Origin of the sequence: Psychrobacter sp. PSP (assembly GCF_024085615.1) — a bacterium.
Lineage (GTDB): Bacteria > Pseudomonadota > Gammaproteobacteria > Pseudomonadales > Moraxellaceae > Psychrobacter > Psychrobacter pacificensis.
On record NZ_JABLTF010000006.1, the window covers coordinates 54,426 to 79,158 of the forward strand.

Below are 24,733 nucleotides of genomic sequence, written 5' to 3' on the forward strand. Positions count from 1 at the left end.
TTTTCTGATTTATATTTTTCTGCTTAGGCTATTTTTCGCCTATTATTAAGCTTGCCAATTATCAAACCGGGTTTTATACCATTTTGGCTTACGGATGCTTAACTCCCAGCATACCTCCTGCCGCGCTAGGTACTTCACTTCAAAATGCGTACGCTGGCTGTCGACAGGCACTCGGTAGCGATTATTTGGTAGGCACCAAAGCTTAGCTGCTTGATGCTCTGCATTGTCCATATAAGATTGAATATTGGTGGCCAGTATTATCTCTCCCCCTACTTGCAAGCGAGATAGTAGAAACTCAAAAAAGGGCATATTTAGCCATTGCTGATTGGGATTATGCTGTTCAGGATTGGGATAAAGAATAAATATTTTAGCCACACTATTGGGTTTTAGCGCATGCACCGTCCAAGCAATCGCATCTGCATGGATCGCATCTAGGTTCGATAGGTCTTGCAGTGTAGCCAGCTTTGAGAAAGCATCAAACTTATTGCGTGTGCGCTCAATGGCGATCAAATGCTTATCAGGATTTTGCAGGGCAAAGCTAAGTGCATGCTTGCCCTTCCCTGCTCCAATCTCCAAGATTAACGGCTTTTCGTCTTTATTATCACTGATGATTTTTGGAATCATAAAGTCGCGCGGTGCGGAGAGTCGTTGTGGTTGAAAGGCACGCGCTTGCTGATGTGTGAACTCGATATTGTCTATCATCTACTATCCTTAAAGCATTTGTCTTTTGTCATTATTCTGCCCCATGCTATTATATAGCCAATCTAATTGAATAGTAATATAACGACAACTAGTACTCCTCAATTCATCACAATTTATATGATAATAAATAACTATCGTGCGCAAATGATACTAATAACATCAAGGATACTCCCACCTTTATTATGACTGACTCTAATACCAACACTGCACCCAAAACCTACCCTTGCCCACGTTGTGGCACTCAAACTGCTTGGCAAGACAACAAATATAAGCCATTTTGTAGTGGTCGCTGTAAGCTGATCGACTTAGGTGCTTGGGCAAATGAAGAATACACGTTACCTGCAGAAACCACACCTTTTTCTGACGAGCTATAACCTACCTCTTTACTCAATTTATTATACCAAGGATGTTTTACATGTCTGCTACTTACCTAATGCCCACTTATAATCGTCAACCGATCAGCTTTACCCGCGGTGCAGGCAGTTGGCTCTATACAAAAGACGATACGCCATACTTAGATGCCTTAACTGGTATCGCGGTATGTGGATTAGGACATTGCCATCCACAAGTGACCGACGCTATTCAACAGCAGGCAGCGACCTTGGTTCATACCAGCAATCTGTTCGGTATCGACTGGCAAGAGCGCGCAGGAGAGAAACTATGTACGTCAGCTCAAATGGATAGTGTGTTTTTTGCCAATAGTGGCGCTGAAGCAAATGAAGCGGCACTAAAGCTTGCACGCCTGTATGCGTCGCAACAAGGCTTTGCACGCCCAAAAGTCATCGTGATGGAGCAGTCATTCCACGGCCGTACATTACTATCACTATCGGCCACTGCTAACCCAAAAGCCCGCGAAGGGTTTTATACTCTAGATGACGACTTTATCCGTGTGCCATTTGGTGACATTGCCGCGATAAAGCAAGCGGCGTTAGACCATGAGGACATCTGCGCCATTTTTGTAGAGCCGATCCAAGGTGAAGGTGGTCTTAATACTGCGGCCAATGGCTTTACCTATTTAGAAGAGCTACAAGCAGAGTGTGATGCTTATAACTGGTTATTCATGCTTGATGAGGTGCAAACCGGCAATGGTCGTACTGGTAAATATTTTGCCTATCAGCATAGCAATGCGCGCCCTGATGTATTGACGACTGCCAAAGGCTTGGGAAATGGATTTCCAGTCGGCGCTTGTATGGTACGTGGGCGTGCCAATGGATTATTTGGTGCAGGGAGTCATGGCTCTACTTACGGTGGTACGCCATTAGCCAGTCGCGTGGTACATAGCGTGTACGATGTACTTGCAAATAGCGACATCATGGAGAATGCGGTGACGGAAGGATTGTTTATCCGAGAAAGTCTCGTCAATGCACTAGGACAACACGGCGTAAGTAGCCGCGGTGCCGGTATGATGATTGGTATTGCGCTACCTGAAGACATGGATTGTAGCCAATTGGTAGATCGTGCCCGTGACGAGCAAAAACTTATCATCAATGTGACAGGTGGCCATGTGGTACGTTTGCTACCACCGCTCAATATGAGCCGTGATGAAAGCACACAAGTCGCTGAACGATTGATCAACTTATTAAAGCCAACATTCTAAAGCTTGCTTGAATATGTAGCATGTAATAAAAAAGCCTATGGACAACTCTATCCATAGGCTTTTTGCTGACCGATTATTGAAACAACCAATATTTAGTCTGCATAACACTTAGTTTGCATGAAAATATTTCTTCAGTACTTCTAGGCAACGAGTGATTTTAGCTGGTTGTTGGTCGCGGTTTAAGGTAACGGCATATAGTACAAAGCTCGGCAACTGATAACCAGTCAATACCTCTACCAACTCTCCACTCTCAAGCTCTTTTTTGATGTCCATTTCCATCATTCTCACCAAGCCATGACCTTCTTTAGCTAAGGTTGTCGCCATGAAGACATTGTTGGTGTAGATACGTGAGTTCATTTTTACACGCGTTTTTTTGTTGGTCTCTGTCTGAATCATATCAATCTGATTGGCATCTTTCATGATTTCAATACAAATTAATTGATGATCAGCCAAATCTTTTGGTGTATTAATCTTAGGATGCTGACGCAGATATTGGGGTGAAGCCACGAGTAACTGGCGCACATCGGTGAGCGGATAGCTACTTAGACTCGAGTCATTAATCGATGGACTCATGCGAATCGCGATGTCGATACGTTCATCAATCATATCGATATAATGATTGTCTGCGAGATAAGTGACACTCAGATCATCATGCGCAGCCATCCATGTAGAAAGCGCTGGCAATATATGATTTACGCCAAGCTCAGGCGTCGTCGACACCCGTAGACTACCTGCTAGCTCATCACGCAATTGATTAACTTTGATTCGACCTTGCTCAGCCGCGCTGACCACATCTTTTGCCGACTCATAAAAGCTCTCACCAGCTTCCGTTAAGCTGAGCTTACGAGTCGAGCGATGCAATAGCACAACGCCAAGCTCATTCTCTAGTGAACGAATTTGCTGACTGACTGCACTAGTAGTAATACCAAGCTCGCGAGCAGAACCACTAAAAGAGCCGTGTCCGACCACACTGGCGAACACAGCCATACCGCGTAAATTATCCAACATATTCTCACCTAAACTTCATTTCAGTTTTTAATATAACTTAACCATTATAACGAATTTTAATTTATATTATCGTTATTAAATATTTTTCATTTTTTAAGAAGGCAAATTGCTTATTCAAAAAAAACAAAAAAATATCAAGGCGATAGCACAATATCACCTTGATATTTTATATAAAACCATTGCTAAAACATATCTATATTTTTAAATGATGTTAATAACAGCTTTTTTTGAAACTTAATATAGCTGTACCTTACCCATTTTTCCTTCACCGCGCTCAGTCAAATATTGCATGACGGGTGTATGTCGCAACTTCATCTCAGCAACCGTTTTGGCTTGCTCCAAACGTTTTTGCTGGCGACGCTCTGGTGTTTTGTTATCGCTTTGCATAATACTACTATCAATTTTTAAATCAATCTCTGCACTTGTGAACTGTTGCTGCAGCTTAGCAGCTAACTGCTGGAAAGTCGCTTGTAAATGTCTACTATCGACACTGGTCAAAAAAGTGGCTGTGCCATTACATTGACCTACCATCGTACCTTGACGGGCAAGTGCCAGCTCGTCCTGTGCCAACACTTCTGCCTCACGAGCTGTCTGTAGCCAGTAATCCCATTTTTCCGAGTTCCACTCCCCTGTCAGCTCTTGAGGGGCGCAGCGTAATAAAGTACGAGGATCTTCATCTGATGGTACTGCTAACTGAGAATCATTTGCGTCAGGCTCAACAATTGGTTCAGGCTCAACAATTGGTTCAGGCTCAACAATTGGTTCAGGCTCAACAATTGGTTCAGGCTCAACAATTGGTTCAGGCTCAACAATTGGTTCAGGCTCAACAATTGGTTCAGGCTCAACAATTGGCTCAGGGCCAGTAGCCGCTGACAGTGTCACATCATTATCATCAATAGTGCTTTGAGGCTCATCTAGAGGCTGTGGATGGTAGTCAACATCGTAAGCCTCTAATGGGGCTGAGGCTTCATGCGTCATAGCATTTGGAACCGACTCTGCTGCTGCGATAGAGGCCATATTATTGCCATAGTTATCAGTCAACACTTCATCGACAGGCAAAGGGCGAAACGCCAGCAGTCGCAAAATGCACATCTCAAGCGCTTGCATCGGCGTACTAGCAAGCTTGACGCCTTCACGTGCTTGTACAACAATTTCATAGTATAGCTGTAGCACATCAGGGCTAATATGTTGGGCAAGTGTATAGATGTTTTTGGCTTGCGCCTCATTGACATTGAGAGCGACCTCAGGCAACAGTTGGGTCAATGCCAATTGATGGAGTAGCTCAGCAAGCCCATCAAACATACTCGTTGCATCAACCATTTGCGCGCGCATTTGCTCAATATGCGCGGCAACAGCGGTTTTGTCATGGTTATAAATATCTGTGATCAATCGTACCAAGTCGGCAGAGTCAATAAGACCAAGCATTGCATTGACAGTGGCATCATCAAGTGACCCTTGACCAAATGCAATGGCCTGGTCTGTCAGTGACAATGCATCACGCACAGAGCCTTTAGCCGCACTTGCCAGTTGCCAAATGGCAGGCTGAGTATACCCAACCTGCTCTTGGGTTAAAATATTTGCTAGATGCTCGCTAAGTAATGTTTGTGGTAATGGACGCAATACGAACTGCAAGCAGCGCGAAATAATCGTAATCGGTAATTTTTGTGGATCAGTGGTCGCTAGCAAAAACTTTACATGCTCAGGTGGCTCTTCTAACGTTTTGAGGAGTGCATTGAAGCTGTGGGTCGACAGCATATGCACCTCATCAATGAGGTACACCTTATATCGCCCTTGGCTTGGCGCATAAGGCACATTGTCAAGCAGCTCACGCGTGTCCTCGACCTTGGTACGAGAGGCGGCATCAATCTCAATAAGATCAATAAAACGTCCCTGATCAATCGCCACACAATTATCACAAACACCGCACGGCGTGCTAGTAATACCCGTATCACAGTTCAAGCATTTAGATAAAATACGCGCAATCGTCGTCTTACCCACACCTCGGGTACCAGTAAACAGATACGCATGATGCAAGCGATTATAATCAATCGCATTAATCAGCGCTTGCGAGACATGCGTCTGCCCAATCAACTCATGAAAGTTTTTGGGTCGATATTTGCGAGCTAAAACTTGATATTGCTGCGACATAGCTATCCATTGTGCCAAGTAATTAATATTCTTATTTTTAATACGATTTTTCGGTATTCATTATAGCAAAAAGCCAGCGCATTCGTCTGGCTTCTTGCTGATTTGATTATGACTCAGCCGCGCTTAATAAGCGGCTTTGGTTAACGACTCATTCATCATTAATCGTGTTTGCGGCGCATGTGTGGGAATAAAATCACATCACGGATACTGGCAGAGTCAGTAAATAGCATCACAAGGCGATCAATACCAATACCTTCGCCTGCTGTTGGCGGCAGACCGTAAGACAATGCTTCGATATATTCTTCATCAAAGTGCATGGCTTCATCATCGCCTGCATCTTTTTCGGCAACCTGACCACGGAAGCGCTCAGCTTGATCCGCTGGATCATTAAGCTCGCTAAAACCATTCGCCAACTCGCGACCACCAATAAACAACTCAAAACGATCGGTAATCTCAGGATTGTCATCATTACGGCGTGCCAATGGTGACGTTTCAGCTGGATATTCAGTAATAAACGTTGGTTGACGTAATTGATGCTCAGCCGTTTCTTCAAAGATGATGGTTTTGAGCTTGCCCACACCGAACACCTCTTTGACCTGCTGTTTAAGGGTCACTGAGGCGTATTGTGCCAGATAGTCACGATCGTCGATACGTGACATATCAAAGTCTTTGGCATATTTTGCAATGGCGTCAGACATGGATAGACGAGCAAATGGCGCTTTTAGGCTGATGGCTTCTTCTTGATAGGTAATCTCTGTCGTACCCAAGACATCTATCGCTAGCTGATTAAACATGCGCTCAGTCAAGTCCATCAAATCATGATAATCAGCATAGGCTTGATAAAACTCAATCATGGTAAATTCAGGGTTGTGTCGGGTTGAGACCCCTTCGTTACGGAAGCTACGGTTAATCTCAAATACTCGCTCAAACCCACCAACGACTAAACGCTTGAGATAAAGCTCAGGCGCGATACGCAAGTATAATGGCATATCCAAAGCATTATGATGTGTCTCAAATGGACGAGCCACCGCGCCACCTGGAATGGGATGCATCATTGGCGTTTCAACTTCCATAAAACGCTCATTCAGCATAAACTGACGAATGCCGCTGACGATCTGACTGCGAACCATAAAGGTATCGCGAGTCGTCTCATTGGTCATCAAATCAAGATGACGGTTGCGATAGCGCGCTTCTACATCTGCTAGGCCATGGAACTTATTTGGCATCGGACGTAGGGTCTTAGTCAACAGCGTAATCTCTTCAATATGCACATATAAATCGCCTTTACCTGAGCGACCAATATAGCCTGACACACCAACAATATCACCTAAATCCAAAGATTTGATGCTTGCACGCGTTTCCTCATCAAGCTCTTTACGTGCCACATATAATTGGATGCGACCTGTCATGTCTTGGATAACGATGAATGAGCCACGGTTTAACATGACACGGCCCGCCACATTGACCTGTGTTTTGTCACCATTCGCCGCTTTTTCTTCAATTTCTTGTTTTGACACACCATCAAAAGCCGTTTGCAAATCTTTTGCATAATGGGTGCGTTTAAAGGTGTTTGGGTACGGCTGTTTATCTGAGGCAGTGATATCATCTAGCTTGGCTTGAAGTTGCGCGATCAGTTCATTGGTGTCTTCTGGCGCTTGGGTTTGGTCTTGGTTATTTGTTGACATAAAACTCTCATAATACGATAGCCGTAAACTATCTTTAGTTAATATTTGATACTCAAAACAATAGTATCTCAAATAGAGGAGACCTAGTGAATAAGACTTTCATAAGGAATGTGCAGCCCTTCATGTAGTTTTCTTATCATTGGCAAACTCAATCGGCGTTTACGATTTAATACTTCAGATACTTTACTTGCCGATCCCAAATAAGGTGTCAAATCCTTTCTACTTAAATTTAGATTTTCCATCTGAAAAATAATAGCATCGACAGCTTCGGCATGTTCGATAGGATAATATTTGTTTTCGTAAGCTTCAATTAAGGTTACTAGCACTTCACGCTCGTCAGCCTCAGGTGTACCCTCATCAGCTTGAAACACAGCTTGTAGCTGAGCAAATGCATGTGCTAGATCTTGATCATTACGAATTGGTTTAATATTCATTGACAACCTCCACATCAATTTTATCGTATTCACTATGAGTACCGATGAACTTGACCCAAGCAATACCAGCCTGATACTGCATCTCAACCACCAATCGGTATTTATTGCCTGCAATATTAAAAACGACTCTATTATTAGCGCAAATACTCGCATTCTTAAAATCGTTTTTGATATCTTGCGGCGATTGCCAACTGGCTTTTAGTGCAAAATCATGCCAAGCTTCTAGCTGACCTTTTGCATCACCATTGTTAGGCTGTTCCCAGAATTTACGTAAACTGCTTTTGGCAATAACTCTCATATGACTTAGTGTATAGTATCCAATTATATTCCCAATTTGGGAATATGGCAACGCTAATCGCTATACCCCTTCTTAACCTCACTCGCATAGTTCACCGCTATGGCTTACATTTCGCCGCCGATGCTGGCCATCAAGTCAGCCTGATGCTCACGTAACAGTGCATCAAGAATCTCATCCAAGTCACCTTCCATGATGGAGTCAAGCTTGTATAAGGTCAGGTTGATACGATGATCGGTCATGCGCCCTTGCGGGAAATTATAGGTGCGAATACGCTCTGAGCGGTCGCCACTACCGACCAAGTCACGGCGTATAGAGTCCGCTACATCGACCTGCGCTTGTACTTTGGCTTGCTGGATTTTAGAGACCAGCATTTTCATCGCATGTGCACGGTTTTTGTGCTGGCTACGCTCTTGTTGACACTCTACCACAGTACCCGTGGGAATATGCGTCAAACGTACGGCTGAGTCAGTGGTGTTAACGTGCTGACCACCCGCGCCACTTGAGCGAAAGGTGTCCATCTTAATATCCGCAGGATTGATATCAACGGTATCATCGATTTCAACTTCTGGCATGACTGCAACCGTACAAGCTGACGTATGCACGCGACCTTGACTTTCGGTCTCAGGGACACGCTGTACACGGTGAGCGCCAGACTCAAACTTTAAACGTCCATAGACGCTATTACCCGATACGCGAGTAATGATTTCTTTATAACCGCCGTGTTCACCTTCGTTCGCGGATAGAACTTCAACAGTCCAGCCCTGGGTTTGCGCGTATTTTTGATACATGCGGAACAAATCACCAGAGAAAATCGCTGCTTCATCACCGCCCGTCCCAGCACGAATCTCCAAGAATGCTGGCACCTTATCGTTAGGATCTTTTGGTAGCATCATGACATTAAGCGCTTCTTCCATCTCTACAATGGTATCACGTGCCGTTTCAATCTCATCGAGCATCATCTCTTTCATGTCAGGATCTGTCGCGTCAGCTAGCATCGCTTCTGCATCGGCTTGATCCGTTTCTGCATTCAGATAGTTCTGCCATAAGGTCGTGATGTCCATCAAGTCGCTGTGCTCGACAGACAATTCGCGAAATTTATTATTATCACTGATGACACTAGGATCTGATAACAAGGCGGTGACCTCTTCATAACGGTCTACCATCTGGTCTAAACGCAGGCGTAAGGATTCTTTCATAAAAGGACTTTTAATTGGATAAGAGGAATAAGCTCGTGATTATAGCAAATTTTTTGGGGTAAATTAAAACCTCTAAGCATTCTTCTCAATATTCGCAGCAATCTTGTCACTATACTCTCAAATATCTCTACTTATTCTTAAATAAAGATACTTGGTTCTGATACCATTAGTAGACAAAAAAATAGCTAAGAAGACTCTTAGCTATTTTTATCTATCAAAAACATCGTATTAAAACGTTAGACTTTACGAACCAATACTGAGCCAATAGAATAACCGGCACCAAATGAGCAAATAACACCTAGATCACCTGACGCTAGCTCATCCTTATAGCGATGGAATACAATCATTGGGCTCGCTGAGCTGGTATTGGCAAATTCAGCAATCACGCTTGGTGCGATTGATTTGTCAGCATCTTTACCGATGACAGTGCGTAAAATCAAATCTATCATGTTGGCATTAGCTTGATGTAGCCACATCATCTTAACATCAGAGGTCGGTATATCATTTTCTTGCAGATGCTCAGTGATAACTTCAGACACCTTTGGACAAACTTCACGGAATACTTTGCGACCATTTTGCAAAAACAGTTTATCAGTGACCGGCGCTTTGATGTCTGGATACATCTCCGTTTGCGCGGCTAGATACTCTGAGCGATCCATAAAGCCATATTCGTTTTTGATGTTGGTCGAAAACTGAGTAAATAGCTTAGCGTTTAGAATCTCATAACCCTTTGGCGTGTCTAATTCTTCAACAATAGTCGCCGTTGCTACATCACCAAAAATAAAGTGGCTGTCACGATTGCGCCAGTTTAGATGCGCCGAGGTAATCTCGACATTGACCACAGCCACACGTTTGGCAAGACCAGAGATGATAGAACCATGCGCTTGTGATAGGCCAAACGTTGCCGCACTACACGCAACGTTCATATCATAAGCGAAGCCGCCAACCATACCAATGGCATTTTGGATTTCAATAGCAACCGCAGGATAAGTGCGCTGGAAGTTTGAGCAAGCAAGGATAATACCATCTAGATCGTTGGCCTCAAGTCCAGCATCAGCCAATGCGTCTTTTAACGCAGCCGCGCCCATTTCTGCCATCACAGACAGCTCTTCACCTAAGTTACGATAGGCAATGACTGGTGCCATGATTTCAGGGTCTAAAATACCGTCTTTTTCCATCACATAACGTGATTTGATACCAGATACTTTTTCGATGAAAGCAGCTGAAGAAGGCTCAAGTGCCGTCATTGTCTCTGCAGCTATCTCTTCAGCATGTTCGGTATTATAGTTTTCAACATACTGGTTAAATGACTCAACTAGCTCTTCGTTACTAATACTGTAAGGTGGAATATAAAGACCAGTGCCTGTGATACAAGTCGTCATGATACGCTTCCTTGTCTACTACTGTGGTGCTTGGAATAAGCATAAAAGTGGAAAATAATAGCCATTCAAATTCAGTGAATAACTGTAAACTTAAAATCAGTGTGTTTATTATGCCTGAATATTAAATTTTTTCTAATGCTTTGTTACAAATAATCTGTTTCTGGCGATAAATAAGCAAAGACTCACGTCATTCTTTGATAGCTACGTTATAATTAGCGCCATTTTGCTCTGTATAACCACCCAAACACATCGATACACGCTCATCTTTAGGAATACTAATGGCAGAACTTCTTACTTGGTTATTTGGTCAATATGCGGATTACTCCACGACATTTATCGTCTTAGAGTTGATTGCCGTGGTTTTTGGTGTGGCAAGTGTCTTGCTTGCCAGCAGAACCAATATCTTAGTCTTTCCAATTGGCTTAATCAGCACTGCGATATTTGTATATTTACTATGGAAATGGCAGCTGTTTGGCGATATGTTCATCAATGCTTACTATACGGTGATGAGTTTATATGGTTGGATTAACTGGTCAAAGAACAAAAAGAATCAGCCTATAGAGACACATGAGTCAAACAACGTCCGTATTGAGCATTTGCATGCAGGCGATGTACCTATCTTGTCTGCTTTGGCAATAGCAACCATGTCTTTTGTGGCGCTGATATACTATTTCCGTCCGGTGATTAATAACGGCTTTAGTTTTGATGGTGCCGTTCTTGGTGTACATTTATTCACTTGGGTGGACTATACTGACATGCTCACCACGGCTCTGTTTTTGATGGCCATGTGGCTTATGGCACGGCGCAAAATTGAGCATTGGATACTATGGATCATTGCTAATGCGATATCAGTACCACTATACTTTTATAAAGGCTTTACTTTTACCGCGCTACAATATGTAGTCTTCACTCTCATTGCAATCTGGGCCTATTATGAATGGCAACGACGCTACCGTGTACAACCTCGAACAGCATACGCCTGAATCTGTCATTACTGTCGCAGTTTTGGGCGCAGAAAGTACGGGGAAAACAACCCTGTGCCGTGATTTGGCAGCGCATTTCGATAGTCTGTGGGTGTCAGAATATATGCGTACTTACTTGCAAGCGAAGTGGGATGATGAGCAGCTTACTTGTACATGGGATGACCTGCTACCTATCGCACAAGGTCAGATTGCGTTAGAGAACAAACTGGCTAAACAAGTCACCCAAACGTCTAATGAAAACCGCTATTTGTTTTGTGATACCAGTCTGTTTGAGCTAATGGTCTACTCTCATTGGTATTATGGTAACTGCCCCACCGCTCTTGAGCAAGCAGCATTGGCACATCATTATGATTTGATACTATTGACTAAGGTTGATATACCTTGGGTGGCTGATGACCTGCGAGACAGTCCGTACCAACGTGATGAGATAAGCGCCTATTTTGCCAGTCAATTAAGCAAGCATCAAAAACCTTTTGTGCGTATTAGTGGCGATAGAAAAGAACGTGTCCGGCAAGTAATCGCGCAGCTCGCTCATCTCGGTAATCCCTAGAATGGTTTTCCACATACTATTCATCTTCCTTGCATATTTTCTCGCTACCTCCTCTCTATGATGTCTATTAACGCCGCAGCCAACTGTATCAGCAGCTGTGGATTCAAGACATTTAGGAGGCGCCAACATGCAAAAACACTATTAACCAAATTATTTTTTATGTCCTATTGCTACCACTTGCTGAGCAAATTGTCTTTTGGCAAGTATATACTATAGCCGCTAGCGCGTGCGTGGGACTTATTGGTTGGTATAGCTACTATGTATTTGGCGGTTTGAAACGGGCTTTACTCTTTACCGCAACACTTGCTGGACTATATGTTGCCTTTTTCGGCATTTTAATTACAGAAGATCTCAATCTATTACTGGGCGCGATATTCTGCTTTATGGTACTTGCCTGTGTCATGGTGATGACTCGCAAACTTGACTGGTACAAAGTCACATAAGCCAAGCGCTGTATAAATAAAGTCACATAAACTGATAATAGTTTGAATTAATGCTGCCTTAGCTTAGTTGATAAGGCAGCATTATCGTTATATTAGCCTAGTCGTTACGCTACTTGACTATCTGATTGTTTAACGCTTTAGCCCAATTATTGCAATCATCCTCACAGCGCGGGCAGCATTTATCAGCTTCTAATATTTGCTCGACATAACCACAATACATGCAGGCGTAATGAGCCCCTATCTCTACTTGCTCAACAGCTTGATATTGCTTGGGAAACAGCGGCATGCCGTAAACTGTATTTTCAGAGGAATGCAATAAAATACTAAAGTTGCCGTCCGTCTCAAGCAAACCGATGCGCACTTGACCCAAATGCTCAACGCCCTGTTGACGCATTTCAGCAAAAAACTCATCGTGAGACATTTTGCCTTTCTTAATTTTATCGAGCACCAGCATGCTATCTTCTACGATATAAAGTGACTTGCCTTCCAATAAGTCTTCAAAAGGCTGCCATTTCATCATAACCCACGTACAGATTCGGTAAAGAACAATGACTGAACCCATGATTAGTACGGCTTGAATAATCGGCAAATCCTCAGTAAACATAGGGTCACCCGCGATAGAGCCAAGTGATAGGATGATGGTCAGCTCAAAGATAGAAAGCTGACGAATGCCGCGCTTGCCAGTGAAGCGCAAGAACGTGATAATTAATACAAACATGACGGTGACACGTATTAAGATTTCAACGGCAAACGACCAAGTTGTGTCATGAATAAAAATACTTGCCCAATCCATATTCTCATTTCCAATTTATTTATCTGATGTATTGTGTTTAATGAATGATGTTCTAATAGTTCGTTTGATGCGAAGCACATCATCCCTATTTTCAGACCTTATCGTCAATACAACTATCGTTATTCGTATTTAAGAAAGACTTTTTGTCACAAGTACGACAAAATATACTGTCTTGTGAGACGGCAATTGTTTTTGCTCAAAAATACGTTATCGTTATATTCTAAATTCACCATTGAAACGCTATGCAAGCCTGTTTTATGCTCCCTTATTCATTGTAGGAATTATTTTTGAAAGCCATTGTTTATACTACTATTGCCTTGATCGCATTTGCTGCAAACTCCCTGTTTTGCCGGATGGCGTTGGCAGAAGGTTATATAGATGCTTGGAGTTTTACGGTCATTCGTCTGCTCAGTGCGACTGTTTGCTTAGTGTTTATTATGACGATTCACGCCTACAAACTACAGCGTCAAGTACTCGCCTCTGACAAGCCTTCTGTTGATGCTATCTTAAATGACAAAGGCAGTTGGCTTAGTAGTGTCAGCTTGGTCATTTACGCGTTATGTTTTTCGATTGCCTATGTAGAGCTTAATACTGGTACAGGTGCTTTAATTTTGTCTTCGGCCGTTCAGATTACGATGATTGGCTGGGGTATCTACAAAAAAGAGCAGCTTAGTGCTGTACAGTGGCTGGCATTTATCGTCGCAGTCGCAGGATTTGTGTATTTGATGTTGCCATCGGCGGCCGTTCCATCACCCAACGCTGCAGCATTGATGGCACTGAGCGGTGCGGCTTGGGGAGTATACAGCATACGCGGCAAATCATGCATCTCACCGCTACGAGCGACAGGGTTTAACTTTGTGCGGAGTTTGGTGGCCGTTCCGATATTACTACTGGTGGGCCTAATGTATCTGGATGAAATAGGTTTAAAAAACATCAGCTTAGAAAGTATTACCAGCGAAGGGATATTGCTCGCCTGTGCGTCAGGAGCGATCGCATCAGGGCTGGGTTACAGTATTTGGTATACGGCGATGCCATTGTTAAAAACCACACAAGCGGCGATCGTTCAGCTGTGTGTGCCTGTGATTGCGACTGTACTAGGCGTGATATTTTTATCTGAGCAGCTGACGCTCAACTTTCTGATCGCCAGTATAGTCATCTTAGGGGCGGTACTGGTATTTATGTTAAACAAAAAAACAGTGTAAACAAAAAACCAAATATCGCTCAATCACTTAAACGACCAGGACTTAGCAAATCACGAAAAAGACAGAAATAATTACCTTAGTAGACTCTAACCATAACACGAAATTACATTCGAACATGTATCATATTGCTCAGTATAACAACGCACATTCACTTACCAACTTGAGGAATATCGTTTATGAAAAAATTACTTGCTGTTGCTCCTTTTACCGTTTTGTTAGCCGCTTGTGCAACCAACGCTCCGACCACCACCGCCCCAACCACTGCTGCCAAACCAGTCGTTCAGTCATTTACCTGTGAAGACAACGGCATGATTACTGCCGCCTATGCAGCGGATGGTCAAGCGGCCAACCTAAACGTCACCTTGCCAAAGGTAGGTCTACAAGACGCAAAAATCACGCTAGAGCAAGCAGTATCAGGCTCTGGCGTACGTTATGTAAACAATGTAAACCCAAAGACCACCTATGACTGGCATACCAAAGCAGACTTTGGCATTATGACCATCGCCTCAGACAATGGTCAACAGTATCAAGTAAACTGCCAACTATAGTTATTGACTATAAATAATGTATTGACTAGTGTTTTTACACTTATGAATGATGAGAGTCAGTAGTGAAGCTACTGGCTCTTTTTTATTGTACCAACCGCAATCAAGACAATCCCAATGTTGGGAGATAATGACTGATACCTGACATCCACGCCCTAAAAAGACGTGGCTTTATGGTGCTTTTTGATAAAAAATGATTGACTTCTCTTATATATTCGATATATAACATATAATATATTCAAAATATTGGATATAGCGTAGTTTTTTATGCACATTTATCGAAAAGCTTGGGGAGGAAATGATATGATTCGTTTAAGCTACACTCTCAAATGCTGGGCGCTAGCCATTACTTATTTTTTAGTATTTTACTTTATGGTCGTTATGAGTGACCCAGGCTTTGGCAAATATATCTATATGCTGGCCCTCAGCACTCTACTCTTCCCCATTGCCAAGCGTGCAGTGGATGTGATGACAGATTTTTTTACCCCAGATCTCGAACTATTTAATGGATTGCTGCCGTCAATTCTGATTAACGTGGTGATTTGGATACTGACACCATTTATCGTAGCACTGACAGTGATTGCGTTCATGCTTTATAGTATGGGCGTGCTCACAGAAAAGATGAGTCATTAAAACCTACTTAAATAAAAGGCCGGAGTAGCAATTGCTGATCCGGCCTTAACATTCAAAGAAACTTTTAGTTCTAGCCCACCTTATCCCACATTTTACTAAGACGCTTGGGCGAAACTGCCACACGAGTTTTCATCGGCTGAGCAAATAGCTGGATACGATACTCCTCCACCATCCAGCGATATTCGCTAATAGCTTCTTTGTCCGCACGCCCTGCTAGCCGCTCCATATGCAAGTCAAGCGCGTAGACACCATCAAGGTCGGCATCCAAATTATGCTCAAGACGCTCTAAGCGAATCTCTAGTGCCTCAAGATAACGTGGATACTGCTGCCAATGGCTATAATCCATGCGGTAAACAAAATCAGCCAAATACAAATCTTCTAATTGATCTTCGATATCATCGATAGATTCCCCAAATATCTCGCGGTCTAACATCAACAGACTCTGGCGAATACGCTGCCAGCGCGTATAAACATTTTTCAGCGTTTTTATGACGCTTTGACCGGTCAATAAGAAGTTATTTAACACAACTTCTAGCGTCTGTGCATACTCTTCAGGCGTAAACGGTAACTCCTCGCTCAATCCAACTGCGATATCGTCAGCGCTCTCAGGCAGGCTCTCGGTATGATCAAATAACACATAATGCTCTTCAAGCGTAGCATCCAATGTAGCATCAATGACGATTGTTTTTAGCTTTTCCATATCACCAAGCGGTGCAAATGCCAGTTTGAATATTTTATCCACTTGACTGGTGAGCTGTTTTTTCTTTGCGCCAAGCTTCCCTTTGATCAAGGTCAATACGCCGATACGATGCGCTTGTAGTGCGGCATTGACATCGGTGTACTGATGGATCGATACCGCTTCGCCTGCTTCATCAGCCACGAGCGCCGCAAACTGCTTCATAACCACGCCTGCACTATGATGATTTTTGCTAAAGGTAAAATGCTCAGGGAATTCAGTATGCGCGCCTTGTTGCTCATTCACCGCTTGACTGGTCTCAGAGGCATGACGAATCTGTAGCGTTTGTAGATCACGACCTTTTTCGATAATGCGGTTTTTGTCATCGACCACACAGATTTGTGGCTGCAGATAACGATCAATCGTGGAAGGGCTAAAGCTCTCTGGCGTCACCGACATAATACCGCGGCGATTGAGCGCTTGGCACAGCTGTTTTAACAGCCCTTGTCCACCTTGCTGCTGCAGCTCATCAAACAAATTATCTGCGGTATCAGGTATCGGGACGATCTGACGACGGATATCTTTTGGCAATGATTTGAGCAACTGCAATACCAGCTCGTAGCGCCAACCAGGCACACCCCATAGTAGCTCAATGGCGTCGAGCTGTGGTAATGCAGCAAGCGGTACGCGTATGGTCACGCCATCATCATCACTTGCTGGATCAAAGACATAACGCAGTGGCAGCTTTAAATCGCCCAGCTTCCATACTTCTGGGAAATCGCCCGTGGTCGGTGCTTGACTAGTGAGTACATCCTCATCGGTAAAAAACAGATACTTAGCATCGTTTTTTTCTACCTCTGCGCGCCAGTCTTCAAACGTTTTGCGGCTGGCGACGTGTTCAGGAATCTTTTTGTCATAGAACTGATATAGCGTTTCTTCATCAACCAATAGATCACGGCGACGTAGCTTATCTTCGATGCGCTCAACATGGGCAATCTTGTCCATATTGTGCTGTAAAAATGGCGCATTACGACCGAAGTTACCAGTCACTAACCCATCACGAATGAAAATCTCTCGCGACTCGACCAAGTTTACTTGCTCATAATTGGTCAGCTGCTTGCTAATGATGATCAAGCCAAATAGACTAATCTGCGCGTATGCTTTGACCCGTCCTGTTTTTTTGGACCAATGCGGTTCAAAATAATGATACTTGAGCAAGTTTCCTGCCGCTGAGATGATCCACTCGGGTTCAATTTTGGCAACGGTACGCATAAATACTTGCGAGGTTTCAACCATCTCAAACGCCATCACCCAAGGCGGTATTTGTTTAAATACCGTACTCGCTGGGAATATTTTGGCTTTTTGCTGACGCGCTGCCAAATACTCACCGCGGCTTTCAGTCTTATGCGCAATAATAGACAGCAGACCCGTCAATAACGCTCTATGCAAATTAGCATATTTGACCGCTTTTAACGCTTCGTCTTCGATTGCAGTCGGGTCATTCTTAGCGACATTTTTATCAGACGCTTGTGCATCACTGGTATCTATCAGCTTAAGATCTGTCACCATTTGTAGCAATTGACGATGCGTTTGATGCCATTCACTAACATGCGGGAAGCTCAGATAGTTCTTTTTCGCAAACTGCTTACGCTGATTACCAGACAGTTTATTGCCGTCTTCGTCTTTTTCAAACAGTGCCTTCCATAGACTCAAATAAAACAAGAAATCTGAATCATCTTGACGGAAGACCGCATGCTTTTGATCCGCTTGCGTACGCTTGTTGGCAGGGCGCTCACGAGGATCTTGCACAGCGAGCGCCGCCACCACGATAAGCATCTCACGTATACAATCAAAGTCAGAACCAGCCACCAGCATACGTGCCAGCCTTGGATCGATTGGCATACGTGCCATTTTCTGACCTGTTGCGGTCAAGCGCAGGTGATCAAGCCCCTTTTGCCGTTTTGATGGGTTTCGTTTATCTTGAGTACTGTCCTTTTTGGACGTAATGGCTCCTAGCTCATCAAGCAACTTGTGACCATCTGTGACTAACCTACTATCAGGTGGCTCGATAAAATCAAAGTCATCGACACTGCCCAGACGCAGATTGGCCATCTGCAATATCACAGATGCCAAATTGGTACGTAGAATCTCAGGCTCAGTAAATTCAGGACGACCGTTGAAGTCCTCCTCAGAATATAAGCGAATACAGACACCTGGCGCGACACGGCCACAACGACCTTTACGTTGGTTGGCAGCCGCTTGCGAAATCGCTTCAATCGGTAGACGCTGCACACGTGAGCGATACGAGTAACGCGAAATCCGCGCAAACCCCAAGTCAATCACATAGCGAATACCCGGTACAGTCAACGCAGTCTCAGCAACGTTGGTCGCAATGACAATACGTCGACCTCGACCTGATGGCTGAAAGATACGCTGCTGCTCTTCATACGTCTGCCGTGCAAACAGCGGTAGCACCTCGGTATGACGTGGGCCATGGCGCTCAAGCACTTCTTGCATTTCACGAATTTCTGCTTCAGTCGCGGCAAATATCAAGATATCAGCCTGATCGGGATGGCCTTTATTTTGCGCGTCGCTAAAACATTCCTCGACAGCAGCAACCACCGCACGCGGCAGGTTCTCTTCAAAATCATCATAGCTGTCATCTTCTGAGCTGTTTACTGGCTCATCGGTCAGCGGACGATAACGAACTTCTACTGGAAAACTGCGTCCCTCGACGTTAAAGATAGGTGCAGGAACTTGCCGTTTTAGCTTGGCATCATAATGACTAAAGTACTCACTAAAGCGCGTGGTATCGAGGGTCGCTGAAGTGATAATGACTTTTAAATCTGGGCGCTTGGGTAGCATTTTTTTGAGATAACCCATAATAAAATCGATGTTCAAACTACGCTCATGCGCCTCATCGATAATAATCGTATCGTATTTACTCAAAAAACGATCGTGACCCAGCTCAGCCAGCAAAATACCATCGGTCATCAGCTTAACAATCGATTGCGCGGAGCCTTGCTCATTAAAGCGAATCTTAAAACTAACCGTATTACCTAAAGGCTCACCCAGCTCTTCGGCAATACGGTTTGCAACGCTACGAGCCGCCAATCGCCTTGGTTGCGTATGCCCTATCTGTCCGGTAATACCGCGCCCTGCCAGCATGGCAAGCTTAGGTAGCTGCGTTGTTTTACCAGAACCTGTCTCACCCGCCACGATAATGACCTGATTATCAATGATCGCTTGTACCAGATCTTCTGCGCGTTGACTAACAGGCAGGTCAAGATTTAATTTGGCAGGTAAGTCACTTGGGATGCTATCAATACGTGCCTGCACTGCTTTTTGAGAGCGCGTTTTTATCTTGTCGTATTGGGCACGCTTCTTGGTAAGGGCCTCGTCGTGATTGTTTTTTTGCTCAGAAACATGATTAGCTTTTTTGTTTTTGGACACCGCAGCGCGCGCCAGCTCTCGTTCGAGACGGCTTAAGTAATAGCTATCTTTAGCAAGTACTGGTAAATCATTCAGTAATTCCGCTGGTCGCTTTGCACTGTTAGTTTCATCTACGGTAGATGTTTTTAGACTGGTATTTTCAAAAGTATCAGACATATTTGCTTAGGCTATTTATTATGTATAAGTGGTTAGATTATGGAGGCAAATGCAGGGTGATTCAAGGTAGTTATGATGCTTGTATGATGCTTAGTTGCAAAGCTGAAGTTTTTTCTATGGCTATGAGGACGATAATGCCTCTATCTAATAATCAGTATTAAATCAAGACACACTTAGACCATAAATATTAAATTTCACACCATTAAAGGCATAGAAATGGTCTAAATGAGAAAACTAATGACTAACAGTATAAATAACCTGTTGGTGAGTCGCAGCCCCCACAAAAAAGGTATGCATTTTTTGCAGTGCCAGCCTAGGAAAAGGAAGATGTAGTGACAGTATCAATTTTTCAAACCCTAACATCTCGTTAGCTAACTCTTTCGCTACGTCAGGACGAATCTGCGGGTTTTCATAAATATTGTTAATTAACCACGTTAATCGTGGAAATTTTGCGTTATCGTGAATCTGATAAAGGATGGGCAGCATATCATCAGATATCTGACAGCGCGCTTTGCGGATTAGACCACTTTTATAATACATATCTAGTGACATATTAGGATAATTTCCTTAGATTTTTAATACTCAGATAACCCACATATTCTTTATCTTCTTTGATATCGACACCGCCTGCATCAACGATAGGCTCAATCAACAGCTGAGCATTTGAGAGCAGATCATTCACGTTATAGATATCATCTATATCGACCTCAAACTTATCATCAATATGTGAAGCGGCGTCGAACGGCGATGCATTATCTTTAAAAGTGAACTGTTTATAAAACTCGCTTTGTTTGGCTTGCTTAATGGCCTCGGCTTGACTGGGGGCAACGATCAGAAGCTTATAATGAAACTCTTCAAAACTTCCCTGCTGATAGCCGCCCAAATTGATAAAAAACAGCTTTAAGTTAGCATCTTTGCTTACCTGCTCACCTGATTTAACCAGTTTGATCGCATAGCCATCAACTTTAGTAATCGCTCGATACGAATCAATGTGCCATTTGTTTTTGACTTCTGGCCAATGCTGATTGATATCCTCTACCAGCTCGCTGACGTGATTGGCCACACCAAAAAAGATGTCATGCTGTTCAATCAGGCGACCTTTGGGACGGCCACCAAGTTGAGCCATATATAAAGTTAACATGTAACGCCGTCCTTATAAATTTTTCATTGTAGCTAATTTTAATTGAACATAATATCGAGCGCGTCTTATTACAATACCCGCCCTGTTTTTAAAGCAAATGCCCAATCTCTACGTTCATTTTTGAGCGCCAGTTCTGCTGCTGCTTCATGATCATAAGCGATCTTAATATGCTCAGTCTGCCAGCGTTTACCTCGCGGTGTCTCTATACAGGTTATCAGCGCGTAATTGCGCTTTTTGATATCGGCAAGCACAGCGTCAAGCGCAAAGACATTGATATGGATATCTGAAATATAGTTAGATTACTATAAAATCGATACAATAAGATTCAACGTTATTTTTCGCAGCCTCTGGAGACGCAGTCACAGCAAGCAAGAAAAATAGTGTTGAATCAAATGAATTTATTGTCCTGTATTGTTTTTATTTAGACTTGACTATAGCAGCGATTGTAATGCAATTTTTATTATTGAATGTCGTCATAATGTCTAGGGCGTGTTGAACATTCGACCATGGCACTGACAGCGACTATTTTTTAGGCGATTCGATGTTAAAAATAATAAGTTTAGTCATTCTAAGCGCTTATTTTTAACGATGAAGCGGCAAAAAAGAGTCCTGTCCCCTGCTTTTATCGTTGGGGCTGATGCTAAAATTGCCCCATACTGCGTTACAAATCTCGCTAAGGCATCTGCATTATCGTCGCTTTGTGCCTTGTCTGGAACAATTTTAGCGATCAGCAGTGCCTATTTGCGAATGTTCAACACGCCCTATTATCCCCATAAGTTATAATGTAATAAATTAAGAGAGTATAAAAAATAAAAACCTGATGCCTCATTAATATTGGGACATCAGGTTTTATTTATCATGGTAATGCTAATGGTTCGTTAGACTTATAATAGGAAGAAATACGCCCAACACCCAACGATAACAGTAGAGATAATATTAAGGATGACACCTGTACGTACCATCTCTGTTTGTTTGATCAAACCGGTACCAAACACGATAGCGTTTGGCGGCGTCGCAACTGGTAGCATAAAGGCACAGGATGCACCGATACCAATAATAAGTACTAAGACTTCGCTCGGTATACCCATATGCTCGGCAATTGCCGCAAATACAGGGACTAAGAGCGCAGCTGATGCCGTGTTTGATGCAAACTCTGTTAAGAAAATAATGAAGGCTGAGATTGCAAGCATCACAACCAATAGTGGCGCGGTTTGTAAGCCATTAGCAACCGTCTCACCCAGTACTAATGACGCACCTGATACTTTTAGAACATTTGATAGCGCAATACCGCCACCAAATAACATCAATACACCCCAATCTGTGTTGTCTGACACTTGTTTCCAAGACACCAGACCCAAACTCACGACCGCCACTGCTGCCAGCAATGCAACAACGGCATCTGTATCTTCGATACCAACTGCAGCACCAATTTGCTTAGAGAGTATCCAGCTCACCGCTGCCACAATAAAGACAATAATCGTCAGCACGCGCGGTTTGGTCCAATGAATAGTTTCATCTTGCTGTAGGGTCATCGTGCGGTTTAGATTAGGCTTTAGAAATAGGTACATCGCGCCCAACAATACTGGTAATAGTATCAGCATCATTGGAATACCAAATTTCATCCAATCAACAAACGCAATATCCAAGGCTTTTGCGGCGATCGCATTTGGTGGCGAGCCGACAATCGTACCCAAACCACCGAGACTTGCTGAATACGCAATACCGAGCAGTACAAACACAAATGTACCGCGATCTTCTTTACTATCAACTTGCGTCAAAATACCGAGGGCAAGCGGTAGCATCATTGCCGTTGTCGCCGTATTTGAGATCCACATTGACAAAAAAGCAGTCACGCCAAAAATCAATAGTACAGCGGTACTTAGCTTACCACCTGATAACGAAAGAATTTTTAGCGCAATCTTTCTATCAAGCTTTTGTACATGTAACGCGGCCGCCAAGGCAAAACCACCAAAGAAGAGATAAATAATGGGACTGGCAAAGCTTTGCAGACCGACTTCAGCATTAAAATCAGGAATGCCAATTAATGTTCCAACCACAACCACCAAGATCGCAGTGATTGTGACGTGTATCGCCTCAGTGAGCCATAGCACGCCGATAAAAAACAGCATTGCTAGCCCTTTGTTAGCACTGACCTCAAATGGCAATACACTGTAAATAATAAAACTAATGATTGCCGCAATGGCGACCACGATCAATCCTTTTCCCGTTCCCTTTGGGAATGTATCCGTAAATAAATACTCGTTACCATCATCAGGAATATGGCTATCCAGCTTTTTCTCTGACATAAATTATCCTTATCGCATCCAAAGTGAGTATGAAGTCAAAATTATTGCAACACACTTATTGTAAGACATCATGATATTCATATAGCGAACATTACGCGCGAAAATATCATATCAGAATAACTTATATATGAATACATTTTGATTATTTTTGTTTTTTTAGGATGTCTGTTTGATTCGTTGATGATAATCACCTCTCGACTTTGTGAGATTTTTCAATAGTAACTCTCTCACTACTTTGTTCTCACTGCTTTGAATGGACGCCTTGGTTGATAAAAATTACATAAAGCATTCAAACATTCATCATTTGGGGCTATACAAGTAAAAACCGATACCACATAATCTTAGGGTTAGATAGATAATCATCAATAAAAACAAGAGGAATGACACTATGGCAGATGCAAATAAAACCGATGCAACCACAAAAATGGCGCCAAAAGACATCAATCAAGATAGTCTGGCCAAAGAAGATCAACAGCGTACTGACGACTCAGCGCTAGATATGATGCAAGGTATGCATGAGCATGAAGATCATCAAGAAGAAGACGAAAAATAAAAGATGGCAGAACGGCAGATAAAGCCAGTTATCTAGTATTAACAGCAAAAATAAGAAGCGCTTGTCATGATGATGAGCGCTTTTTTAGTTTTGTTTCTCTTTGTTCTGGCAAGTGGTTGGAGACATAGTTATATATAAATGCTGCGGTTAGAACGATTGCGATGGGTACAAGCAACGCATCATAGCCAACTTTGGCAAACAAAAAAGCCCCTATTGTACTGCCACCGCAGAAGCAATACCAAATAACGGCCTGAAAGCCCAATGTCGGCTTACTAATGGAGCGACCCGCAAGCCAGTTACCGATTGCTGCACCCATATCGGATGTCAGTCCTGTCAAATGCGTCGTGCGAATAACTGCTCCACTATAAGTGGCTACCATCGCGTTTTGTAATCCGCAGGCCATCGCTGCTGCCAATTGTCCGAGATAATCATGCTGCTGATATGACCAGTAGGCAGCTATTAGTAATGCTGCTTCAAAATATAGCGCACGCCCGTAACGACGGCCTAGTGTTAAGGATGTCTGCCCAATGACAAAACCGCTTAATATTGCCCCTGACAAAAAAGACAATAGTAGCGCTCCGATATACAAAATACTATGAGAATCTGAGTAAGCGATAAGCGATAGCTGCTGCAAACAAGCTGACATTACCGGTGACATGCGAGACCGATAAATTGGCAAATCCCATCAATGCAGTTGTGTTCACGCAGCCAGCGCTAAATGCCAATACCGCCCCACCCCACAATATCCACTTTGGTAACTTGGTTATCATATTTGTCACCTAAAGGTCTACTGCCAAAAAGACTCATAGTATAACGAGAAAAGGCAGCCAATTGGCTGCCTTTTCAATT

25 protein-coding genes are annotated in these 24,733 nt (G+C 43.2%); 9 read left to right on the top strand and 16 right to left on the bottom strand.

All coding sequences use genetic code 11. The features are described 5' to 3' along the window. Window positions 1-45: 45 nt before the first annotated feature. Window positions 46-702 (bottom strand): DUF938 domain-containing protein, encoded by a 657-nt coding sequence (locus HL061_RS01640; RefSeq protein WP_093071005.1) that lies wholly within the window; start codon window positions 700-702, stop codon window positions 46-48. Between the two features lie 182 nt (window positions 703-884). Between HL061_RS01640 and HL061_RS01645 the strand changes: the two genes are divergently transcribed. Both HL061_RS01645 and HL061_RS01650 read left to right on the top strand, forming a co-directional pair. Further along, on the top strand, window positions 885-1,076 hold the full coding sequence (locus HL061_RS01645; protein ID WP_093071003.1) for a DNA gyrase inhibitor YacG: 192 nt from the start codon (window positions 885-887) through the stop codon (window positions 1,074-1,076). Window positions 1,077-1,117: 41 nt separating this feature from the next. Next, window positions 1,118-2,299 (top strand): aspartate aminotransferase family protein, encoded by a 1,182-nt coding sequence (locus HL061_RS01650; RefSeq protein ID WP_093071001.1) that lies wholly within the window; start codon window positions 1,118-1,120, stop codon window positions 2,297-2,299. A 108-nt stretch (window positions 2,300-2,407) separates the two neighbouring features. On the opposite strand, the gene HL061_RS01655 is transcribed toward HL061_RS01650, so the two are convergent. The 7 genes from HL061_RS01655 to HL061_RS01685 form a co-directional block, all read right to left on the bottom strand. After that, the gene (locus HL061_RS01655; protein WP_071001594.1) at window positions 2,408-3,307 is read right to left on the bottom strand and encodes a LysR family transcriptional regulator; all 900 of its coding nucleotides are present in this window, start codon (window positions 3,305-3,307) and stop codon (window positions 2,408-2,410) included. Window positions 3,308-3,541: 234 nt separating this feature from the next. After that, on the bottom strand, window positions 3,542-5,455 hold the full coding sequence (dnaX, locus tag HL061_RS01660) for a DNA polymerase III subunit gamma/tau (protein WP_252962442.1): 1,914 nt from the start codon (window positions 5,453-5,455) through the stop codon (window positions 3,542-3,544). A 158-nt stretch (window positions 5,456-5,613) separates the two neighbouring features. Continuing rightward, window positions 5,614-7,140 carry a lysine--tRNA ligase gene (gene lysS, locus HL061_RS01665; protein ID WP_093070814.1) on the bottom strand — a complete coding sequence of 509 codons (1,527 nt, stop codon included), beginning with the start codon at window positions 7,138-7,140 and terminating at the stop codon, window positions 5,614-5,616. 83 nt (window positions 7,141-7,223) lie between these two features. Next, on the bottom strand, window positions 7,224-7,574 hold the full coding sequence (locus HL061_RS01670) for a transcriptional regulator (RefSeq protein WP_071001597.1): 351 nt from the start codon (window positions 7,572-7,574) through the stop codon (window positions 7,224-7,226). Then, window positions 7,564-7,872, bottom strand: a complete 309-nt coding sequence (locus HL061_RS01675) for a type II toxin-antitoxin system HigB family toxin (protein WP_071001598.1) — start codon at window positions 7,870-7,872, stop codon at window positions 7,564-7,566. Before HL061_RS01675 ends, HL061_RS01670 begins: the two co-directional genes overlap by 11 nt. A 104-nt stretch (window positions 7,873-7,976) precedes the next feature. Next, window positions 7,977-9,068, bottom strand: coding sequence for a peptide chain release factor 1 (prfA, locus tag HL061_RS01680; protein ID WP_058024705.1), 1,092 nt, complete (start codon window positions 9,066-9,068; stop codon window positions 7,977-7,979). 236 nt (window positions 9,069-9,304) lie between these two features. Then, entirely contained in the window at window positions 9,305-10,450 is a 1,146-nt protein-coding gene (locus HL061_RS01685; protein ID WP_071001599.1) for a beta-ketoacyl-ACP synthase III, read from the bottom strand. 278 nt (window positions 10,451-10,728) lie between these two features. Between HL061_RS01685 and pnuC the strand changes: the two genes are divergently transcribed. From pnuC to HL061_RS14010, 3 genes are all read left to right on the top strand, one after another. Further along, window positions 10,729-11,433, top strand: coding sequence for a nicotinamide riboside transporter PnuC (pnuC, locus tag HL061_RS01690; protein WP_071001600.1), 705 nt, complete (start codon window positions 10,729-10,731; stop codon window positions 11,431-11,433). Then, a complete protein-coding gene (locus tag HL061_RS01695) occupies window positions 11,405-11,983 on the top strand; it encodes an ATP-binding protein (RefSeq protein ID WP_240366416.1) in 579 nt (192 codons plus the stop codon). Before pnuC ends, HL061_RS01695 begins: the two co-directional genes overlap by 29 nt. Before the next feature lie 152 nt (window positions 11,984-12,135). Beyond that, window positions 12,136-12,426, top strand: coding sequence for an inner membrane CreD family protein (locus HL061_RS14010; protein WP_227674283.1), 291 nt, complete (start codon window positions 12,136-12,138; stop codon window positions 12,424-12,426). Window positions 12,427-12,535: 109 nt separating this feature from the next. Here the strand turns inward: HL061_RS14010 and HL061_RS01700 are convergent, their stop codons facing one another. Further along, window positions 12,536-13,219: a YetF domain-containing protein gene (locus tag HL061_RS01700; protein WP_071001602.1), complete on the bottom strand. Its 684-nt coding sequence runs from the start codon at window positions 13,217-13,219 to the stop codon at window positions 12,536-12,538. Window positions 13,220-13,506: 287 nt separating this feature from the next. On the opposite strand from HL061_RS01700, the gene HL061_RS01705 reads away from it, so the two are divergent. From HL061_RS01705 to HL061_RS01715, 3 genes are all read left to right on the top strand, one after another. Continuing rightward, entirely contained in the window at window positions 13,507-14,421 is a 915-nt protein-coding gene (locus HL061_RS01705; protein WP_093070804.1) for a DMT family transporter, read from the top strand. A gap of 176 nt (window positions 14,422-14,597) precedes the next feature. Next, window positions 14,598-14,969: an MliC family protein gene (locus tag HL061_RS01710; protein ID WP_083328816.1), complete on the top strand. Its 372-nt coding sequence runs from the start codon at window positions 14,598-14,600 to the stop codon at window positions 14,967-14,969. 300 nt (window positions 14,970-15,269) lie between these two features. After that, window positions 15,270-15,599 carry a hypothetical protein gene (locus HL061_RS01715; protein ID WP_071001605.1) on the top strand — a complete coding sequence of 110 codons (330 nt, stop codon included), beginning with the start codon at window positions 15,270-15,272 and terminating at the stop codon, window positions 15,597-15,599. Window positions 15,600-15,669: 70 nt separating this feature from the next. On the opposite strand, the gene hrpA is transcribed toward HL061_RS01715, so the two are convergent. The 5 genes from hrpA to HL061_RS01740 all read right to left on the bottom strand — a co-directional run bounded on the left by hrpA (window position 15,670) and on the right by HL061_RS01740 (window position 23,331). Beyond that, on the bottom strand, window positions 15,670-19,884 hold the full coding sequence (hrpA, locus tag HL061_RS01720; RefSeq protein WP_252962443.1) for an ATP-dependent RNA helicase HrpA: 4,215 nt from the start codon (window positions 19,882-19,884) through the stop codon (window positions 15,670-15,672). Between the two features lie 234 nt (window positions 19,885-20,118). Further along, a complete protein-coding gene (locus tag HL061_RS01725; RefSeq protein WP_186474445.1) occupies window positions 20,119-20,436 on the bottom strand; it encodes a hypothetical protein in 318 nt (105 codons plus the stop codon). Window position 20,437: 1 nt separating this feature from the next. Further along, window positions 20,438-21,025, bottom strand: a complete 588-nt coding sequence (locus tag HL061_RS01730) for a DUF1543 domain-containing protein (protein ID WP_071001608.1) — start codon at window positions 21,023-21,025, stop codon at window positions 20,438-20,440. A 68-nt stretch (window positions 21,026-21,093) separates the two neighbouring features. Next, complete coding sequence (locus tag HL061_RS01735; protein WP_071001609.1) at window positions 21,094-21,276, bottom strand: hypothetical protein; 183 nt, start codon at window positions 21,274-21,276, stop codon at window positions 21,094-21,096. Window positions 21,277-21,909: 633 nt separating this feature from the next. Further along, on the bottom strand, window positions 21,910-23,331 hold the full coding sequence (locus tag HL061_RS01740) for a DASS family sodium-coupled anion symporter (protein WP_212563531.1): 1,422 nt from the start codon (window positions 23,329-23,331) through the stop codon (window positions 21,910-21,912). A 388-nt stretch (window positions 23,332-23,719) separates the two neighbouring features. Between HL061_RS01740 and HL061_RS01745 the strand changes: the two genes are divergently transcribed. After that, the gene (locus tag HL061_RS01745; protein WP_212563530.1) at window positions 23,720-23,884 is read left to right on the top strand and encodes a hypothetical protein; all 165 of its coding nucleotides are present in this window, start codon (window positions 23,720-23,722) and stop codon (window positions 23,882-23,884) included. A 64-nt stretch (window positions 23,885-23,948) separates the two neighbouring features. On the opposite strand, the gene HL061_RS01750 is transcribed toward HL061_RS01745, so the two are convergent. Further along, window positions 23,949-24,452: a YoaK family protein gene (locus HL061_RS01750; protein WP_252962444.1), complete on the bottom strand. Its 504-nt coding sequence runs from the start codon at window positions 24,450-24,452 to the stop codon at window positions 23,949-23,951. Window positions 24,453-24,477: 25 nt separating this feature from the next. After that, a complete protein-coding gene (locus HL061_RS01755; protein WP_240366410.1) occupies window positions 24,478-24,654 on the bottom strand; it encodes a DUF1275 domain-containing protein in 177 nt (58 codons plus the stop codon). Window positions 24,655-24,733: the final 79 nt, after the last annotated feature.

Coding starts and splice junctions, on each gene's coding strand:
- HL061_RS01745 (WP_212563530.1), top strand. CDS start 23,720: ATGGCAGATGCAAATAAAACCGATGCAACCACAAAAATGGCGCCAAAA.
- HL061_RS01755 (WP_240366410.1), bottom strand. CDS start 24,654: ATGATAACCAAGTTACCAAAGTGGATATTGTGGGGTGGGGCGGTATTG.
- HL061_RS01670 (WP_071001597.1), bottom strand. CDS start 7,574: ATGAATATTAAACCAATTCGTAATGATCAAGATCTAGCACATGCATTT.
- HL061_RS01675 (WP_071001598.1), bottom strand. CDS start 7,872: ATGAGAGTTATTGCCAAAAGCAGTTTACGTAAATTCTGGGAACAGCCT.
- HL061_RS01710 (WP_083328816.1), top strand. CDS start 14,598: ATGAAAAAATTACTTGCTGTTGCTCCTTTTACCGTTTTGTTAGCCGCT.
- HL061_RS01640 (WP_093071005.1), bottom strand. CDS start 702: ATGATAGACAATATCGAGTTCACACATCAGCAAGCGCGTGCCTTTCAA.
- HL061_RS01655 (WP_071001594.1), bottom strand. CDS start 3,307: ATGTTGGATAATTTACGCGGTATGGCTGTGTTCGCCAGTGTGGTCGGA.
- lysS (WP_093070814.1), bottom strand. CDS start 7,140: ATGTCAACAAATAACCAAGACCAAACCCAAGCGCCAGAAGACACCAAT.
- pnuC (WP_071001600.1), top strand. CDS start 10,729: ATGGCAGAACTTCTTACTTGGTTATTTGGTCAATATGCGGATTACTCC.
- HL061_RS01715 (WP_071001605.1), top strand. CDS start 15,270: ATGATTCGTTTAAGCTACACTCTCAAATGCTGGGCGCTAGCCATTACT.
- HL061_RS01730 (WP_071001608.1), bottom strand. CDS start 21,025: ATGTTAACTTTATATATGGCTCAACTTGGTGGCCGTCCCAAAGGTCGC.
- HL061_RS01725 (WP_186474445.1), bottom strand. CDS start 20,436: ATGTCACTAGATATGTATTATAAAAGTGGTCTAATCCGCAAAGCGCGC.
- HL061_RS01700 (WP_071001602.1), bottom strand. CDS start 13,219: ATGGATTGGGCAAGTATTTTTATTCATGACACAACTTGGTCGTTTGCC.
- hrpA (WP_252962443.1), bottom strand. CDS start 19,884: ATGTCTGATACTTTTGAAAATACCAGTCTAAAAACATCTACCGTAGAT.
- prfA (WP_058024705.1), bottom strand. CDS start 9,068: ATGAAAGAATCCTTACGCCTGCGTTTAGACCAGATGGTAGACCGTTAT.
- HL061_RS01740 (WP_212563531.1), bottom strand. CDS start 23,331: ATGTCAGAGAAAAAGCTGGATAGCCATATTCCTGATGATGGTAACGAG.
- HL061_RS01650 (WP_093071001.1), top strand. CDS start 1,118: ATGTCTGCTACTTACCTAATGCCCACTTATAATCGTCAACCGATCAGC.
- dnaX (WP_252962442.1), bottom strand. CDS start 5,455: ATGTCGCAGCAATATCAAGTTTTAGCTCGCAAATATCGACCCAAAAAC.
- HL061_RS01645 (WP_093071003.1), top strand. CDS start 885: ATGACTGACTCTAATACCAACACTGCACCCAAAACCTACCCTTGCCCA.
- HL061_RS01685 (WP_071001599.1), bottom strand. CDS start 10,450: ATGACGACTTGTATCACAGGCACTGGTCTTTATATTCCACCTTACAGT.